Raw genomic sequence first — 15,918 nt, 5'->3', positions numbered from 1 at the left:
CCTTTGGCCCCAAGGGGTTAAGTATAGTTTCGCGTGCGAAATCCTCCGAGGCGCCCTTTCAGTTGCGCCCGAAGAGGCCCTGAATGACGCTCTGCACCGCGTTGCGGACCGCGGCCTGGACGCTCTCGACCTGAGCCGGGACGGCCGGCGCCGCCGCGACCGGCGGGACGGGCGCGCGCTCGGGCAGCGGCGAGACCGGCAGACCGTCCTCGATCCGCGCCATGATTTCGCCCCAGACCTCCGCCGGCAGGCCGCCGCCGGTGGTTCCGGTCAGCGGCGTGTTGTCGTCGTAACCCATCCAGACCCCGGTGACATAGTCGGCGGTGAAGCCGACGAACCAGGCGTCGCGCGCCGCCTGGGTGGTGCCGGTCTTGCCGGCCGCCGGTCGCCCGCCGGGAAGCTGCGCCCGCGTGCCGGTGCCGCCCTCCACCACCTGCCGCATCATCCAGATGAGCTCGCCCGCCGCCCGCTCGTCGATCACCCGCACCCGCTGGCCCGGGCCCCCGCGCATCAGCGGGGTGCCGTCCGACTTGCGGCGGAGCTCGGTCAGCCCGTAGGGCGTGACCCGGACCCCCTGGTTCAGGAAGCCGCCATAGGCGCCGGTCATCTCGAGCAGCGTCGCTTCCGAGACCCCGAGCGCCAGCGCCGGCCCCTCGGCCATCGGCCCGCCGAGCCCGAAGTCCTGCGCGATCGCCCTGACCCGCTCCCGCCCGGTCGCCTCCGAGAGCCGCACGGTCGCGGTATTGATCGAATGCGCCAGCGCCTGGGTCAGCGTGATCTCCCCGCGGTACTGCCCGCGGGTGTAGTTCTCCGGCGTCCACTCCCCCGAGCCGGGGATGTAGAGCGAGAGCGGCGCGTCGAGCACCCTATCATAGGGGCTCGCGCCGGCCTGCAGCGCTGCCGCGAAGACGAAGGGCTTGAAGAGCGAGCCGGTCTGCCGCCGCGCCTGGGTCGCCCGGTTGAACTGCCCCTCGCCGGCGCCGAAGTCCCTGCCGCCGATCATCGCCCGGACCGCCCCGTCGGGCGACATGACGACCACCGCCGCCTGCACGTTCGACCCCGCCTTGAGCTTGCTCCCGAAGACCGAGGCCATCCCTGCTTCCGCCGCACGCTGGATGCGCGGGTCGAAGGTGGTCAGCACCTCGACGTCCTCGGTGGTCTTGCGGGTCAGGAACTCCGGTCCGCTCGACATCACCCAGTCGGCGAAGGACCCGCCCGCCCGCGCCGCCGCCGCCGCCGACAGCACTGCTGGATGTTGCCGCGCCGCCTCCGCCTGCGCCTTGGTCAGATAGCCCTGCTCCTCCATCAGCCCGACTATGGTCGTCGCCCGGCTCTGTGCCCGCGCCAGATCGCCGGTCGGCGCGAAGCGCGAGGGCGCGCGCAGGAGCCCGGCCAGCATCGCCGCCTCGGCCGGGTTCACCTCGGCCGCCGTCTTGCCGAAATACCGTTCCGCCGCCGCCTCGAAGCCGGTCGCCCCGCTGCCGAGGTAGGCGCGGTTGAGGTAGATCGACAGGATCTCGTTCTTGGAGAACTTCCACTCCAGCGCCAGCGCCGCCGGGACCTCCTTGATCTTCCGCTCCAGCGTGCGGGTATTGTCGAACCAGACGAGCTTCGCCACCTGCTGGGTGATCGAGGATCCCCCCTGCACCGTCTGCCCGGCCTTCAGGTTCACCAGAAGCGCCCGCAGCGTCCCCTGCACGTCGATGCCGAAATGCCAGTAGAACCGCCGGTCCTCGGTGGCGATGACGGCGTTGACGAGATGCGGCGACACCCGCTCGGCGGTGGTGATCCCGAGCTGCTGGCCGCGCCAGGCGAAGGTCTCCCCCGAGGCGTCGAGCAGCGTGACCGAGCCCCCTTCGCGCGGGTCGAGCAATTCGTCGATATCGGGGATCCGGCTCGCATAGTAGGCGGTCGCCACCGCCAGCACGGCGGCCGCCAGCACGGCGGTGCGGATCCCGATCCACCAGATGACGCGCAGCGCGCCTCCCACGAAGCCGCGGAGGGTACGCCGGATGAGGCCCGGACGGGGCTTTCTCTTTCGCTTGCCTGCCTGGGCCATGCCCTTGTTCGTTCTGCTCTCGATTTTCGTGAACACTACGCGGATTCCCGCCCGACCGCCAGATCATGATGCCGCCTGGAAAGCGCGAGCCGGAAGTCGTGATCTGCCACCTTTTCAGGCAGTGAGCGGTTGTGTGGCAGTGCAAGATCAAAAATTAGGCATACAGTTAGCAATCCAGGTGATCGACCTCAAGATTATTCACTGCATCCAGTATGTTGGCTGATCTCCGGCCACTTGGCACGAAATGTGCTTGGTCCTCCTTGACGCGGCTCGCGTCGCGAGAAAGCAGGAGACGAGGCCCCCATGAAATTGATCATCGCCGTGATCAAGCCGTTCAAGCTCGAGGAGGTGCGCGAGGCGCTGACCGCTCTCGGGGTCCAGGGCTTGATGGTGTCGGAGGTGAAGGGCTACGGGCGGCAGTCCGGCCACACCGAGATCTACCGCGGCGCCGAGTACGTCGTGAACTTCGTGCCGAAGGTCAGGCTCGAGCTGGTGGTGCCCGACGCGATCGCGGCGCAGGCGGTGGAGACGATCGCGGCCACCTCCAAGACCGGCAAGATCGGCGACGGCAAGATCTTCGTCCTCTCGGTCGAGCAGGCCCTCCGGGTCCGCACCGGCGAGACGGGCGACGACGCCCTGTGACGGCCACCCCAGGAACATGATGCGAGGAAGACACGTGATGAGACTGTTCGACAAGCTGACCTGGCTCGCCGCGGCGGCTGGGGCCGTTGCCGCCGTCCCGGCCATGGCGCAGGAAGAGACCGAGGCGCCGGCCGAGGTGGTGGCGGAGGTCGTCTCCGGCATCAGCGCGGGGGATACCGCCTGGATGCTGACCTCGACGCTGCTGGTGCTCTTCATGATCCTGCCCGGGCTCGCGCTCTTCTACGGCGGGCTGGTGCGGTCGAAGAACATGCTGTCGGTGCTGATGCAGTGCACGATCATCACCTCGATGGTGATGGTGCTCTACGTGCTCTACGGCTACTCGATGTCGTTCGGGGGCTCGGAGAGCGCCTTCTGGGGCGGGTTCGGCAAGGCCTTCCTCGCCGGGGTCACGCCGGACTCGGAGGCAGGCACGATCCCCGAGCTCGTCTTCGTCGCCTTCCAGATGACCTTCGCCTGCATCACGCCGGCGCTCATCGTCGGGGGCTTCGCGGAGCGGATGCGGTTCGGGGCGGTGATCCTCTTCGTGCTGCTGTGGGTCACCTTCGTCTACTTCCCCGTAGCCCACATGGCCTGGGACGCGAGCGGGCTCTACTTCGGCTGGGGGGCGATGGATTTCGCCGGCGGCACGGTCGTGCATATCAATGCCGGCATCGCGGCGCTGGTCGGCGCGCTTCTCGTCGGGCCGCGGATCGGGTTCCGCAAGGAGATCATGCCGCCGCATTCGATGACGCTGACCATGGTCGGGGCGTCGATCCTCTGGGTGGGCTGGTTCGGCTTCAACGCCGGCTCGGCGCTCTCGGCCGGCGGCGGCGCGGCGCTGGCGATGGTCAACACGCTGGTAGCGACCGCCGGGGCGGTGCTCGGCTGGGCCGGGATCGAGGCGGTGATGCGCGGCAAGGCGTCGATGCTCGGCGCCGCCTCGGGGATGATCGCGGGGCTGGTGGCGGTGACGCCGGCGGCGGGCTTCGTCGGGCCGCTCGGGGCGATCGTGCTCGGGCTGGTCGCGGCGGCCTGCTGCTACTTCTTCGTGCAGGTGGTGAAGGAGCGCTTCGGCTATGACGACAGCCTCGACGTCTTCGGCATCCACGGCATCGGCGGCATCGTCGGGGCGGTGGGCACGGGCTTCCTCGCCTCGGCGGGGCTGGGCGGCGTCGGCTATGCCGAGGGGGTGACGATGGGGGCGCAGGTCGTGACCCAGGTGAAGGCGGTCGGCGTCACCATCCTCTGGTGCGGGGTCGCCTCGCTCGTCCTCTACAAGCTCGTCGACATGGTCGTCGGCCTCCGGGTCGCGCCGGAGACCGAGCGCGAGGGGCTCGATCTGGCCGAGCATGGCGAAAGGGCCTACGTCTACTGATGGAGAGGGACGGCGGCCCCCGCGGGGGCCGCCGTCGCACGGGGTCGCACAGTGCGACAACTCGGTAACGCATTGATTTTATAATAAAATCTCCCTGACGTTAACCACCTTTGGCATAATCGTTAACGGGCGGCCTTGCGGAAAATACCGCTTGAAGCGGGCGGCGGGGCGGTGAGAGCATGGCGCGCATGGAGAACGGGCAGAACGTGCGGTCGTGGGCCGAGGTCGGGGCGGAGCTGGTGGCGGTGGCCGCCGGGCGGGCGCCGGCCGATCTCGTCGTCAGGAACTGCGCCTGGGTCAACGTGCACTCGCGCGAGGTGATCGAGGGCGCCGACATCGCGGTCAAGGCCGGGCGCTTCGCCGCCTGCGGGCCGGACGCCTCGGCCGTCATCGGGCCGCGGACGCGGGTGATCGACGCCGGCGGGCGCTACCTGATCCCGGGGCTCTGCGACGGGCATATGCACGTCGAGTCGGGGATGCTGGTGGTCAGCCAGTTCGCTCGCGCGGTGATGCCGCACGGTACGACCAGCATGTTCACCGACCCGCACGAGGTGGCGAACGTGCTCGGCCTCGAAGGCGTGCGGCTGATGCACGACGAGGCGATGGCGCAGCCGATCAACGTCTTCGTCGAGATGCCCTCCTGCGCGCCGTCGGCGCCGGGGCTGGAGACGCCGGGGGCGGAGATCGGGCCCGAGGACGTGGCCGAGGCGATGGGCTGGCCGGGGATCGTCGGGCTCGGGGAGATGATGAACTATCCCGGCGTCGTCGCGGGGGATGCGAAGATGCTCGGCGAGATCGCGGCGACGCAAGCCGCCGGCAAGGTGGTGGGCGGGCACTATGCGAGCCCGGACCTCACCGATTTCCCGGCCTATGCCGCCGGCGGGCCGGCGGACGATCACGAGGGCACGCGCGAGGAGGACGCCATCGCGCGGGTGCGCCAGGGGATGCGGGCGATGCTGCGGCTCGGGTCGGCCTGGTACGACGTGAAGGCTCAGATCACCGCCGTGACGGAGAAGGGGCTCGATCCGCGGGGCTTCATCCTCTGCACCGACGATTGCCATTCCGGCACGCTGGTCAACGAGGGGCACATGGACCGGGTGGTGCGGCATGCGATCGACTGCGGCCTCGACCCGCTCGTCGCGCTGCAGATGGCGACGATCAACACCGCGACGCACTTCGGGCTGGAGCGCGAGCTCGGCTCGATCGCGCCGGGGCGGCGGGCCGACTGCATCCTGACCTCGGATCTCCGCACGCTGCCGATCGAGACGGTGATCGCCCGCGGCGAGATCGTGGCGGAGGGCGGGCGCTGCCTCGCGCCGCTGCCCGACTTCCGCTGGCCGGATTCGGCGCGGCGGACAGTGCGCATGGGGCGGCGGCTGGCGGCAGAAGATTTCGACGTCGCGGCACCCGAGGGGGCGAACCGGGTACGGGCGCGAGTGATCGGCGTGGTCGAGAACCAGGCGCCGACACGGGCGCTCGAGGCGGACCTGGGGGTCGACGGCGGGCTCGTGGCGATGGATCCGGCCGCGGACGTCTGCCAGATCGCGCTCGTCGAGCGGCACCGGGGCACGGGCGGCGTGGTCAACGGCTTCGTCTCCGGCTTCGGCTACGACGTGCCCTGCGCCGTGGCCTCGACGGTGGCGCACGACAGCCATCACATGATCGTCGTCGGCACCTCTAAGGCGGACATGGCGCTGGCCGCGAACCGGCTGGGCGAGGTGGGCGGCGGGGTGACGGTCTGGCGCGAGGGCAGGGAGCTCGCGCTGGTTCGGCTGCCGATCGCCGGGCTCATGTCGGATGCGCCGGCCGAGGAGGTGGCGAAGGACGCCGAGGCGATGGTGGCGGCGATGGCGGCCTGCGGCTGCCGGCTCAACAACGCCTACATGCAGCATTCGCTGCTCGCGCTCGTGGTCATCCCGGCGCTGCGCATCTCCGATCTCGGCCTCGTCGACGTGGAGAGGTTCGAGCTGACCTCACCCTTCGTGCCGGCATGAGCGGCACGCGGCACCCTTCGCCCCTCGCCGAGCTGCCGCTCGTCTCGCCGCCGCAGGCGCCGGACGAGCTCTTCAACGAGGCGGAGGCGGCGGTCGCCGACCTGCAGAAGCGCTATCGGGCGGCGACCGGGTTTCTGCGGCGGCATTTCGCGGCGGTGATGCGCGGGCGGCCGCCCGAGGGGCGCTATCGCGCCTTCTATCCGCAGGTGAGCCTGACCACGGCGAGCTTCGCCAAGGTCGACTCGCGGCTCTCGTTCGGGCATGTGACCGAGCCCGGGGTCTACGAGACGACGATCACCCGGCCGGACCTCTTCGAAGGCTACCTGATCCAGCAGCTCGGGCTGCTGATCCAGAACCACGGGATGCCGATCCGGGTCGGGACCTCGGACACGCCCATCCCGCTGCATTTCGCCATGGGCGAGGACGCGCATGTCGAGGGGTCGATCGAGGAGGCTCTGCACCGGCCGCTGCGCGACATCTTCGACGTGCCCGACCTCAACACCACCGACGACCATATCGTCAACGGGACCGCCTGGGCCTCGCCGTCGGGGGCGCGGCCGCTCGCGCCCTTCACCGCGCAGCGCATCGACTATTCGCTGGCGCGGCTCGCGCATTATACCGCGACGAGCGCGACGCATTTCCAGAACCACGTCGTCTTCACCAACTACCAGTTCTACATGGACGAGTTCGTGGAGTTCGCCCGGCGGGCGCTGGCCGATCCGGGGTCGGGCTACGAGGCCTTCGTCGGGCCGGGCAACACCGTGGTCGGCCGGGCCGGCGAGGCGATGGAGTTCGCCGGGCGGCTGCCGCAGATGCCGGCCTTCCACCTGATCCGGCCGCGCAACTCGGGGATCTCGATGGTGAACATCGGTATCGGTCCCTCGAACGCCAAGACGATCACCGACCATATCGCGGTGCTGCGGCCGCACGTCTGGCTGATGGTCGGCCATTGCGCCGGGCTGAGGAACTCGCAGTCGCTCGGCGACTATGTGCTGGCGCATGCCTACATGCGCGAGGACCATGTGCTCGACGACGACCTGCCGGTCTGGGTGCCGATCCCGCCGCTCGCCGAGGTTCAGGTCGCGCTGGAGAACGCGGTGGCCGAGGTGACGGGGCTGGCCGGCTACGAGCTGAAGAAGATCATGCGGACCGGGACGGTGGCGACGATCGACAACCGCAACTGGGAGCTGGTCGATACCCGCGGGCCGGTGGCGCGGCTCAGCCAGGCGCGGGCGATCGCGCTCGACATGGAGAGCGCGACGATCGCGGCGAACGGATTCCGCTTCCGCGTGCCCTACGGGACGCTGCTCTGCGTCTCGGACAAGCCGCTGCACGGCGAGCTGAAGCTGCCGGGGATGGCGACCGATTTCTACAAGCGGCAGGTGGCGCAGCACCTCAGGATCGGCATCCGGGCGATGGAGGCGCTGCGCGACATGCCGCTCGAGAAGCTGCATTCGCGCAAGCTCCGGAGCTTCGACGAGACCGCCTTCCTGTGAGGGGAGGGCGCCCGCGAATGGCGAAACTTTCATGCAACACTCGCTCCGTGATTGCGCTGAACCCCAATAAATCATGGGGTGCGGCGACAATCGGCGATTGAGTTTCCCGCGGCGAGTGGCTTAAGTGCCCGGGGCGGGTCCCCGCCTTGCCATTCTCATCCGCATAACCAGGAAACGCTTGATGACACAGAAGCCGATGACGAAGACGCAGCTGGTCGCCGCGATCGCCGAGAGCGCCTCTCTGGACAAGGCGAGCGCCAATCGCGCGCTGGAGGCGCTGACCGAGGTGGTGACCCGCGAGGTTTCCCAGGGCGGGGCGGTCACGCTGCCCGGCCTCGGCAAGTTCGCCTGCCGCGCCCGCCCGGAGCGGATGGTGCGCAATCCCTCGACCGGCGAGCAGATGAAGAAGCCGGCCGACCGCGTCGCCAAGGTGACGATCGCCAAGCAGCTCAAGGACGTCATCAACGCCTGAGGCCCCGCGGGGCCTTCGCGAAGGAACGGGCCGCGGGCGGCGCGGCCTGTTTCCGTCTGCCGGCGCGTTGACACCGGCGCGTTGACAAGGGCCGCGCCGGATTCCAGGGTCCTTCGCGCCGGGGACCGCGAGGTGGCGCTTGGACGGGATAGCGGAGATCACGGTGGCCGCGCCGGGGCCGCTCGTCGAGATCCTCGTCGGCATGATCGGGCTCGTCGTCATCATCTTCGTGCATGGCGCGGCGCTCCGGGTCATCACCCGCCGGTTCAACCGGAGCTGGGTCGGGGTGACGGCGGGCGGGCCGCACTGGCGGGCGAACCTGCTGCTCGGGGTCACCATCGCGGCGCTCTCGCTCACCCATTTCGCCGAGACGCTGATCTGGGCCATCCCGATCAGCGGCGCGGGGATGATCCCGGCGATGCGCGACAGTTACTTCTTCGTGCTGCAGAGCTACACCACCCTCGGGGCGGGGGACGTGACGCTGCCCGATCCCTGGCGGCTGATCGGGCCGATCATCGCCATGTCGGGGCTCTTCACCTTCAGCTGGACGGCGGGGGTGCTGGTGAGCGTGATGACCGAGTTCGGCAAGCTCGACCGCGCGGGGGCGGAGCTCGGCCGGGAGGAGCGATCCGACCCGGACTGAGCTCAGCGCCAGAGGAGGCCGGGACGGCCGTTGCCCCAGGGACCGACGACGACGTTCTGGACGGCGAGCTCGTTGCGGGCGGTCTGGCTGCCGGCGCGGGCGCGGTCGACGAGCACCCGGGCGTCCTCGTGCTCCTCGTCGGTGGCGGCGGCGCTGGCCATGACGTCGCGCATGTGCACGAAGCCGTAGGCCTGCTCGGTGAGGCGGGCGGCGTCGTAGCTCGTCTGGCCGAGGCCGACGTAGTGGCGGACGGTGCCGCTGCGGCGGAGCCGGCGCTCGAAGAAGGCGCAGGCGATCAGGCATTCGTCGGCGAGGCCGCGGATGACGCCGCGCGGGGCGCCGGCGTCGAGCGCCTGGGCGACGCGGATGGTGAGGAGATCGACGTTGATCGACCCGCCGATGAAGCGCGCGAAGGTGAGGGAGAGATAGGCCTCGAGCGTGGCACTGAGCGGGATGCCGGCCTTCTCGATGCCGGTCTTCACGAAATCGGCGGCGATGCCCAGGGTTGCCGAGTTCATCGTGCCCTGGTCCCTGCGGGGGCCTGCGTGCCCCATGTGGCGCGCGCGACCATCTTCACCTCACGTCGGTACATCCACCTTGCGACGATAGACGCCACTCCTTAACCATTCCTGATCGGGCGGAGTTCCGCGGCCGAGCGGCAGACCGTCCGGAAGCCTGGCAGAAGTCGTTCATCCTCCCTGGGCCGGCTGTGGTTCCTTTCATGAAGGTAGCATGAAAATGGTGGCAGTCCAAAGGCCTTGCAGCGCGGCATGACCGAGACGGAGCTCAAGATCCGGCTGGAGGAGGCCGATCGGGCGCGGCTCGACGGGCTGCCGGCGCTCGCCGGGCTGCGGCGCGCGGAGCGCCGGACCGAGAGCCTCGTGTCGATCTACCACGACACGGCCGACCACCGGCTGGCCGCGGCGGGCATCTCGCTGCGGCTGCGGCGGATCGGTCGGCGCTGGGTCGAGACGATCAAGCGGCGGACCGGGAGCCAGGCGGAAGGGGGGCTCTTCTCGCATCTCGAGCGCGAGTTCCCGGTCGCGCGCAGGCGGCTGGTGCTGGAGGGGCCCGACCCCGACGGGGCGCTCGCGGCGGTGCGCGAGGCGGCGGAGGGCGCGGCGCTGGCGCCGGTCTTCGAGACGCGGGTGAAGCGGGTGGTCGAGCGCCTGGCGGCGCCGGGCGGCGGCGAGGTCGAGCTCGCCATCGACGAGGGCGAGATCGTCGCCGGCGAGGCGCGCGCGCCGATCCGCGAGGCCGAGCTCGAACTGGTCTCGGGGGAGGTCGCGGCGGTCTATGCCGTGGCGCGGGAATTGTTCCCGACCGGCCCGGTGCGCTTCGCCACCGAGAACAAGGCGGCGCGCGGCTACCGCCTGGCGGAGACGGGCGGGGCGGACGCGCCGCAGCGGCCGCGCGGCGCCGGCACGCCGCGCTTCGGGCCGGAGGCGACGGTCGAGACGGCGGCGCGGGACGTCTTCCGCGACTGCCTCGGGCAGATCGCGGTGAATTTCGCGGTCGTCGCCGACAGCGCCGCCATCGAGGGCCCGCACCAGCTTCGCGTCGGCCTCCGCCGGCTCAGGACCGCCTTCGCCGCCTTCGGGCCGAGCCTCGGCAAGGCGGCGATGGCACCGCTCGCCGCGACGGCGAAGGAGATGGGCCGGGTGGTGGGGGACCTGCGCGATGCCGACGTGCTGATGAGCGAGGTGGTGGCGGGCGCCGCGCGCCTCGGCCTCGACCCGGCGGCGCGCGGGGCGCTCGACGCCGCGCTCGAGGCGCGGCGCGACCGGGTGCGCGAAAAGGTGCGGACGGCGCTGGCCGGCCCCGAGGCGACGGCCTTCCTCTTCGATCTCGGCGCCTTCATCGAGGGGCGCGGCTGGCTCGTCGCCTCGGACTATTCGCAGACCGCGCGGCTGGCCGCGCCGATCGGCGAGGTGGCGCCGGGGCTCCTCGCCCGCCGCCACCGGCGGGCGATGAAGCTCGGGCGCAGGATCCGCGAGCTGGATGCGGCCGGGCTGCACCAGCTGCGCAAGGAGCTGAAGAAGCTGCGCTATACGGTCGACATGTTCGCGCCGCTCTACGGCGGTGGGCGGGCGCGGGACTATCTGCGGGCGCTCAAGGAGCTGCAGGACAGCTTCGGCAGCCTGAACGACGCGGTAATGGCGGGCGAGGCGCTGACCGGGCCGGAGGCGCCGGGAGCGGCCGATCCCGCGGCGCAGCGGGCGGTCGGCTGGACCCTCGGCGCGCTGGCCGTGCAGGTGGGTGATGACCGGCCCCGGCTCTTCGAGCATTGGGACCGGCTGGCCGACACGCGGCCGTTCTGGCGCTGAGGGCGGGCGCTGCCCGAGGCAGGGCCTCGGGCGGGGCGGATGGGGAGGGCGCGACCCTTTCGATGCCGGTCGCGCAAGCGGTCACGCTTCAGGCGTTGCGGTAGGGCGGGCCCGCCTTTTCCATGATGGCGGTATAGTCCTTGAAGATCTGCACTACCTTGGCCTTACGCTCGCTCTCCTGGGCGACCCCGTCCCAGAAGGTCTGCGCCGCCTGCTGCACGGTCGCCCATTCCTCGGCCGGGATCGAGGTGAGCTCGAGCTTGCCGCTGGTGCGGTAGTGCGCCTCGCCCCACCAGTACCAGTGCTGCCGGTAGTAGTTCGAGCTGTCCATGCAGAGCTGGAAGAGCGTCTTCAGGTGCTCCGGCACCTCGGCCCAGCGCTCGGCGTTGGCGAAGTAGGATCCGATCCAGGCGCCATTGATGTTGTTGGTCAGATAGTACTTCATCACGTTCGACCAGCCGACCGAGTGGATCTCGGTGGCGCCGCACCACCAGATGCCGTCGAGCTCGCCGGTCTGCATCGCGACCTCGACATCCTCCCAGGGCAGGGTGACCGGAACGACGCCGAACTGGGTCAGGAAACGGCCGGCGGTCGGGAAGGTGAAGATGCGCTTGCCCTGCAGGTCGGCGAGGCTCTTGACCGGCACCGTGGTCCCAAGGTTGCAGGGGTCCCAGGCGCCCGAGCCGAGCCAGGTGACGCCGGTGTCGGCATAGGCCTCCTGCCAGATCTCCTTCAGCCCGTAGTTCTCGAAGAGCGCCGGCACGTCGAGGCTGAAGAGGGTGGCGAAGGGGAAGTAGGCGCCGAAGACCGCGACGTCGGCCGGCGAGCCCATCGAGTCGTCGTCCGACTGCGCCGCGTCGAGCGTGCCCTGCTGCACGGCGCGGAAGAGCTCGCCCTGCGGCACCAGCTGGTCGGCGAAGTAGAGCTCGATCTCCATCTCGCCGTTCGCCGCCTTGTTGAAGGCCTCGATCGAGGGCTGGATCACGTAGGCGCCGAGCGGCGCGCCGGCGTAGGTCTGCAGCCGCCACTTGATCGGCGCCTGCGCCTTCACGTAGGGCGCGGCCAGCGTCGAGGCGCCGATGGCGCCCGCGCCGGCTAGGCTCGCCTGCTTCAGGAAACCGCGTCGGTTAGTCATGGTCGTTCTCCCTGTTTTGTTATCAGCGAAGGTCGAAGTTCTCCGGCAGCCAGAGCGCGATCTGGGGGAAGACGATGATCAGCCCGAGGCAGAGAATCATCAAGAGGGTGAAGGGGATGATCGAGCGGTAGATGTCGGGGAGCGTGATCTCGGGCGGTGCCATCGCCCGCATCAGGAAGAGGTTGTAGCCGAAGGGTGGCGTTATGTAGGCGATCTGGCAGGTGATGGTGTAGAGCACGCCGTACCAGACCGGGTTGAAGCCGAGCTGGATGACGAGCGGCACGTAGAGCGGGGCGACGATCACCAGCATCGCGGTGTCGTCGAGGAACATCCCCATGATGATGAAGGAGAGCTGCATCATCAGCAGGATCTCCCACGGTCCGAGCCCCCAGCCCTCGACGAAGAGCCGGGCGAGCGCCCGGCCGGCGCCGAGCCCGTCGAAGACGGCGCTGAAGCAGAGGGCGGCGAGGATGATCCAGAGGAACATCGCGCTGATCGAGAGCGTCATGCGCGCCACCTCGTGCAGCATCTTCCAGGTCAGCCGCCCGCGCCACCAGGCGGCGAGGGTGGCGGCGAGCGCGCCGACCCCGCTCGACTCGGTGAGGTTGGTGACGCCCATGAGGAAGAGGCCGGTCATCGCGAAGAAGATGACGAAGGGCAGGATGCCCGCGCGCAGCAGCCTGAGCTTCTCGGCCAGCGGCACGTTGCGCTCCTCCTCGGGCAGCGTCGGGCCGAGCTCGGGCTGCAGCAGGCAGCGGATGTAGATGTAGAGGATGAAGACGCCCGCCATCATCAGGCCGGGGAAGACGCCGGCGAGCCAGAGCTCGCTGACCGGCTGGCGGGCGATCATGGCGTAGAGGACGAGGACGACCGAGGGCGGCAGCAGGATGCCGAGGGTCGAGCCGCCCTGGATGACGCCGGTCACCATGATCTTGTCGTAGTTGCGCTTGAGCAGCTCGGGCAGCGCCACGGTGGCGCCGATCGCCATGCCGGCGACCGAGAGGCCGTTGATCGCCGAGATCACCACCATGAGCGCGATGGTGCCGATGGCGAGCCCGCCGCGGACCGGCCCGAACCAGACGTGGAAGGTCCTGTAGAGATCGTCGGCGATGCCGCTCTCGGAGAAGATGTAGCCCATGTAGATGAAGAGCGGCACCGTCAGGAGCGGGTACCAGTTCATCACCGTGATGGCCTGGTTGAACGGCAGCTCCTGGCCGCCGGTGCCCCAGAGCAGCAGCGCGCCCGCCACGCCGACGAAGCCGATGGCGCCGAAGACGCGCTGGCCGCTCAGGAGCAGCACCAGCATCGCCGCGAACATGGTGATGGCGACGGCGCTCGGGCTCATTCGATCTCGCGGCCCCTGACGCGGGCCAGGTCGCGGAAGAAGAAGGCGACGGTCTGCAGCAGCATGAGGAAGATGCCGAAGGTCATGATGATCTTGATCGGCGCCATGTAGGGGCGCCAGCTCGTCGCCGCGCGCTGGCCGTACTCGAGCGCGTACTGGGTCGAGGAGACCCCGCCCCAGAGCATCACGACGAGGTAGGTGATCAGGCAGAGCGAGGTGATCGTGTCGGCGAAGGCGCGCTTGCGCGGGGTCCAGCGCGAGTAGAGCAGGTCCATGCGGACGTGGCTGTCGAGCTGCAGCGTGTAGCCGCCGCCGAGGATGTAGTAGGCGGCGAGCAGGAACTGCGACATCTCGACCGACCAGAGCGGCGGCCGGTTGAAGCCGGTGCGCATGAAGGCCGACCAGAGCAGGACGCCGATCATCGCGAAGACGAGGTACATCGCGATGTGTCCGAAGAAGGCGCTGATCCGCCCGACCCAGCGGACGTAGAGAAGGATGGCTCTAGGCACCCGGCACCGACCTCGGGTCGGCGGGCGCTTGTCCGCGGTGGGGCAACTGCTTGTCCAAGGCCGGTTTTCCTGGGTCGTGCCGGGTGATCTTCGCGCAAGATCCCGGCCAGTCAAGCGGTTTCCGGCCTCGGACGCCCGGGCGCCCGCCGTGGGTTGAGCGGGCCGTCGGGGCCTGCTCGGGATGGTTTGCATGGCATCGCGAGGAGGGCGGTGCTAACTGGTCGGCAGGGACGGAAGAGCGGGAGAACGGCGCGTGAAACGGTCGGAGATCAACGACATCATCCGGGCGGGGGACGACTTCATCCGCTCGTTCGGCTTCCGCCTGCCGCCCTTTGCCTACTGGTCGCCGGAGGAGATGCGCGCCCGCCGCGCGGAGATCGGCGGCATCGTCGGCGCGCGGCTCGGCTGGGACATCACCGACTTCGGCCAGGAGCGGTTCGCGGAGACCGGGCTCTTCCTCTTCACCATGCGCAATGGCTCGGAGGAGGACCTGCGGCGGGGCGGCGGCATGTGCTACGCTGAGAAGATCATGATCTCGCGCCAGGGGCAGGTCACGCCGCTGCACCGGCACATCGTCAAGGCCGAAGACATCATCAACCGCGGCGGCGGCGTGCTGGCGCTGAAGCTCTTCGACTCCGACGCCGAGGGCAAGGTCGACGAGGAGAGCGAGGTCGAGGTGGCGACGGACGGGGTGCTGCGCCGGCAGGCGGCCGGGGCCATCCTGCGGCTCCGGCCGGGCGAGAGCGTGACGCTGAGGCCGGGCAACTGGCACGCCTTCTGGGGCGAGGAGGGCGACGTGCTGGTGGGCGAGGTCTCGACGGTCAACAACGACCTGACCGACAATATCTTCGCCGATCCGGTCGGCCGCTTCGCCGAGATCGAGGAGGACGAGGCGCCGCTGCACCTGCTCGTCTCGGATTATCCGAAGTGGTTCGCCTGAGCGGGGAGGAGAGGATGGCGGACTGGACGGAACAGGGCCGGCTGGCGGTGGTCACGGGCAGCGCAGGGATCGGGCTCGCGGTGGCGGAGCGGCTGCTCCGGGACGGCTACGGCGTCCTCCTCTGTGGCGTCAGCCCCGGGGACAATGCGGCGGCCCGGGAGCGGAACGCGGGCCGGCCGATCGAGGTCGTCGAGATCGACGTGTCGGACGAGGCGGCCGTGGCGGGGCTCGCCCGGCGGCTCGCGGGCGAGGTCGCGGGGCTCGACGCGCTGGTGAACTGCGCCGGCATCCAGACCTACGGCACGATCGAGACGACGGCGCCGGCCGACTGGCACCGCACGCTGACGGTGAACCTGACCGGCTACTACATGATGGCGCATTTCCTCTATCCGCTGCTCAAGGCGCGGGAGACGGCCGCTATCGTCAACATCGCCTCGGTACAGGGGCATCAGAACCAGAACAACGTGCTCGCCTACGCCACAAGCAAGGGCGCGATCCACGCCTTCACCCGGGCGATGGCGGTCGATGCCGCGCGCGACAACGTCCGCGTCAACTCGGTCTCCCCCGGCTCGATCCGCACGCCGCTGCTGGAATTCGCCGCGCGCGAGATGACGCCGCCGGGCGGGGACCCGGAGGAGACGCTGAAGGCCTTCGGCGCGGCGCACGCCATCGGGCGCGTCGGGACGCCGGAGGAGGTGGCCGCCATGGTCGCCTTCCTGGTCGGGCCCGAGTCGGGCTTCTGCATCGGGGCCGACTTCCCGGTCGACGGCGGGCTCGGGGCGCAGCTCGGAGTCTAGCCCGGCATTTCGGCCTGTCGCCGGACCGCCGGCCGCCTGCGGCGCGGCAACCCGGGGCTCCCTAGCAGGCTGCTGAAGAAGTCCGCGCTTGTTCGCGGGTGTGTGGCGTGATTCCGTCGGTGCAGGAGTGAGTGGCAGCGGACGGGATCACGATGCGGGGTGCGGATCGGAGGACGGGAGAGCT

At 69.9% G+C, this 15,918-nt stretch carries 14 protein-coding genes; 9 read left to right on the top strand and 5 right to left on the bottom strand.

Annotated elements, in window-relative coordinates:
• Positions 1-58: 58 nt before the first annotated feature.
• Complete coding sequence (locus Q0112_RS10860; RefSeq protein WP_297975088.1) at positions 59-2,059, bottom strand: transglycosylase domain-containing protein; 2,001 nt, start codon at positions 2,057-2,059, stop codon at positions 59-61.
• Between the two features lie 303 nt (positions 2,060-2,362).
• Here Q0112_RS10860 and Q0112_RS10855 point away from each other — a divergent pair, with 303 nt between their 5' ends.
• From Q0112_RS10855 to Q0112_RS10830, 6 genes are all read left to right on the top strand, one after another.
• Entirely contained in the window at positions 2,363-2,701 is a 339-nt protein-coding gene (locus tag Q0112_RS10855) for a P-II family nitrogen regulator (RefSeq protein WP_297975086.1), read from the top strand.
• 37 nt (positions 2,702-2,738) lie between these two features.
• Positions 2,739-4,076: an ammonium transporter gene (locus tag Q0112_RS10850; RefSeq protein ID WP_297975085.1), complete on the top strand. Its 1,338-nt coding sequence runs from the start codon at positions 2,739-2,741 to the stop codon at positions 4,074-4,076.
• Between the two features lie 188 nt (positions 4,077-4,264).
• Positions 4,265-6,070 carry an adenine deaminase gene (locus tag Q0112_RS10845; RefSeq protein WP_297975090.1) on the top strand — a complete coding sequence of 602 codons (1,806 nt, stop codon included), beginning with the start codon at positions 4,265-4,267 and terminating at the stop codon, positions 6,068-6,070.
• Complete coding sequence (locus Q0112_RS10840) at positions 6,067-7,566, top strand: AMP nucleosidase (protein WP_297975084.1); 1,500 nt, start codon at positions 6,067-6,069, stop codon at positions 7,564-7,566. Before Q0112_RS10845 ends, Q0112_RS10840 begins: the two co-directional genes overlap by 4 nt.
• Positions 7,567-7,747: 181 nt before the next feature.
• On the top strand, positions 7,748-8,038 hold the full coding sequence (locus Q0112_RS10835) for an HU family DNA-binding protein (protein WP_297975082.1): 291 nt from the start codon (positions 7,748-7,750) through the stop codon (positions 8,036-8,038).
• Between the two features lie 139 nt (positions 8,039-8,177).
• Positions 8,178-8,681, top strand: a complete 504-nt coding sequence (locus Q0112_RS10830) for an ion channel (RefSeq protein ID WP_297975079.1) — start codon at positions 8,178-8,180, stop codon at positions 8,679-8,681.
• Between the two features lie 2 nt (positions 8,682-8,683).
• Here Q0112_RS10830 and Q0112_RS10825 read toward each other — a convergent pair whose 3' ends face one another.
• Complete coding sequence (locus Q0112_RS10825; protein WP_297975076.1) at positions 8,684-9,199, bottom strand: hypothetical protein; 516 nt, start codon at positions 9,197-9,199, stop codon at positions 8,684-8,686.
• Between the two features lie 252 nt (positions 9,200-9,451).
• On the opposite strand from Q0112_RS10825, the gene Q0112_RS10820 reads away from it, so the two are divergent.
• Positions 9,452-11,008: a CYTH and CHAD domain-containing protein gene (locus Q0112_RS10820; RefSeq protein WP_297975074.1), complete on the top strand. Its 1,557-nt coding sequence runs from the start codon at positions 9,452-9,454 to the stop codon at positions 11,006-11,008.
• A gap of 88 nt (positions 11,009-11,096) precedes the next feature.
• Here the strand turns inward: Q0112_RS10820 and Q0112_RS10815 are convergent, their stop codons facing one another.
• From Q0112_RS10815 to Q0112_RS10805, 3 genes are read right to left on the bottom strand one after another with little or no spacing between them, the layout of a single operon-like run.
• Positions 11,097-12,143, bottom strand: coding sequence for a TRAP transporter substrate-binding protein (locus Q0112_RS10815; protein ID WP_297975071.1), 1,047 nt, complete (start codon positions 12,141-12,143; stop codon positions 11,097-11,099).
• Between the two features lie 22 nt (positions 12,144-12,165).
• Positions 12,166-13,488 (bottom strand): TRAP transporter large permease subunit, encoded by a 1,323-nt coding sequence (locus Q0112_RS10810; RefSeq protein ID WP_297975069.1) that lies wholly within the window; start codon positions 13,486-13,488, stop codon positions 12,166-12,168.
• Entirely contained in the window at positions 13,485-13,997 is a 513-nt protein-coding gene (locus Q0112_RS10805) for a TRAP transporter small permease subunit (RefSeq protein ID WP_297975067.1), read from the bottom strand. Before Q0112_RS10805 ends, Q0112_RS10810 begins: the two co-directional genes overlap by 4 nt.
• A gap of 253 nt (positions 13,998-14,250) precedes the next feature.
• On the opposite strand from Q0112_RS10805, the gene Q0112_RS10800 reads away from it, so the two are divergent.
• Together Q0112_RS10800 and Q0112_RS10795 are read left to right on the top strand one after the other, a co-directional pair.
• Positions 14,251-14,937 (top strand): D-lyxose/D-mannose family sugar isomerase, encoded by a 687-nt coding sequence (locus Q0112_RS10800; protein ID WP_297975065.1) that lies wholly within the window; start codon positions 14,251-14,253, stop codon positions 14,935-14,937.
• 14 nt (positions 14,938-14,951) lie between these two features.
• Complete coding sequence (locus tag Q0112_RS10795; protein WP_297975064.1) at positions 14,952-15,734, top strand: SDR family NAD(P)-dependent oxidoreductase; 783 nt, start codon at positions 14,952-14,954, stop codon at positions 15,732-15,734.
• The last annotated feature ends 184 nt before the right edge of the window (positions 15,735-15,918 follow it).

This window comes from uncultured Amaricoccus sp. (genome assembly GCF_937858865.1).
In the GTDB taxonomy this organism is placed as follows: domain Bacteria; phylum Pseudomonadota; class Alphaproteobacteria; order Rhodobacterales; family Rhodobacteraceae; genus Amaricoccus.
This window is presented reverse-complemented; position numbering and strand designations above follow the sequence as displayed.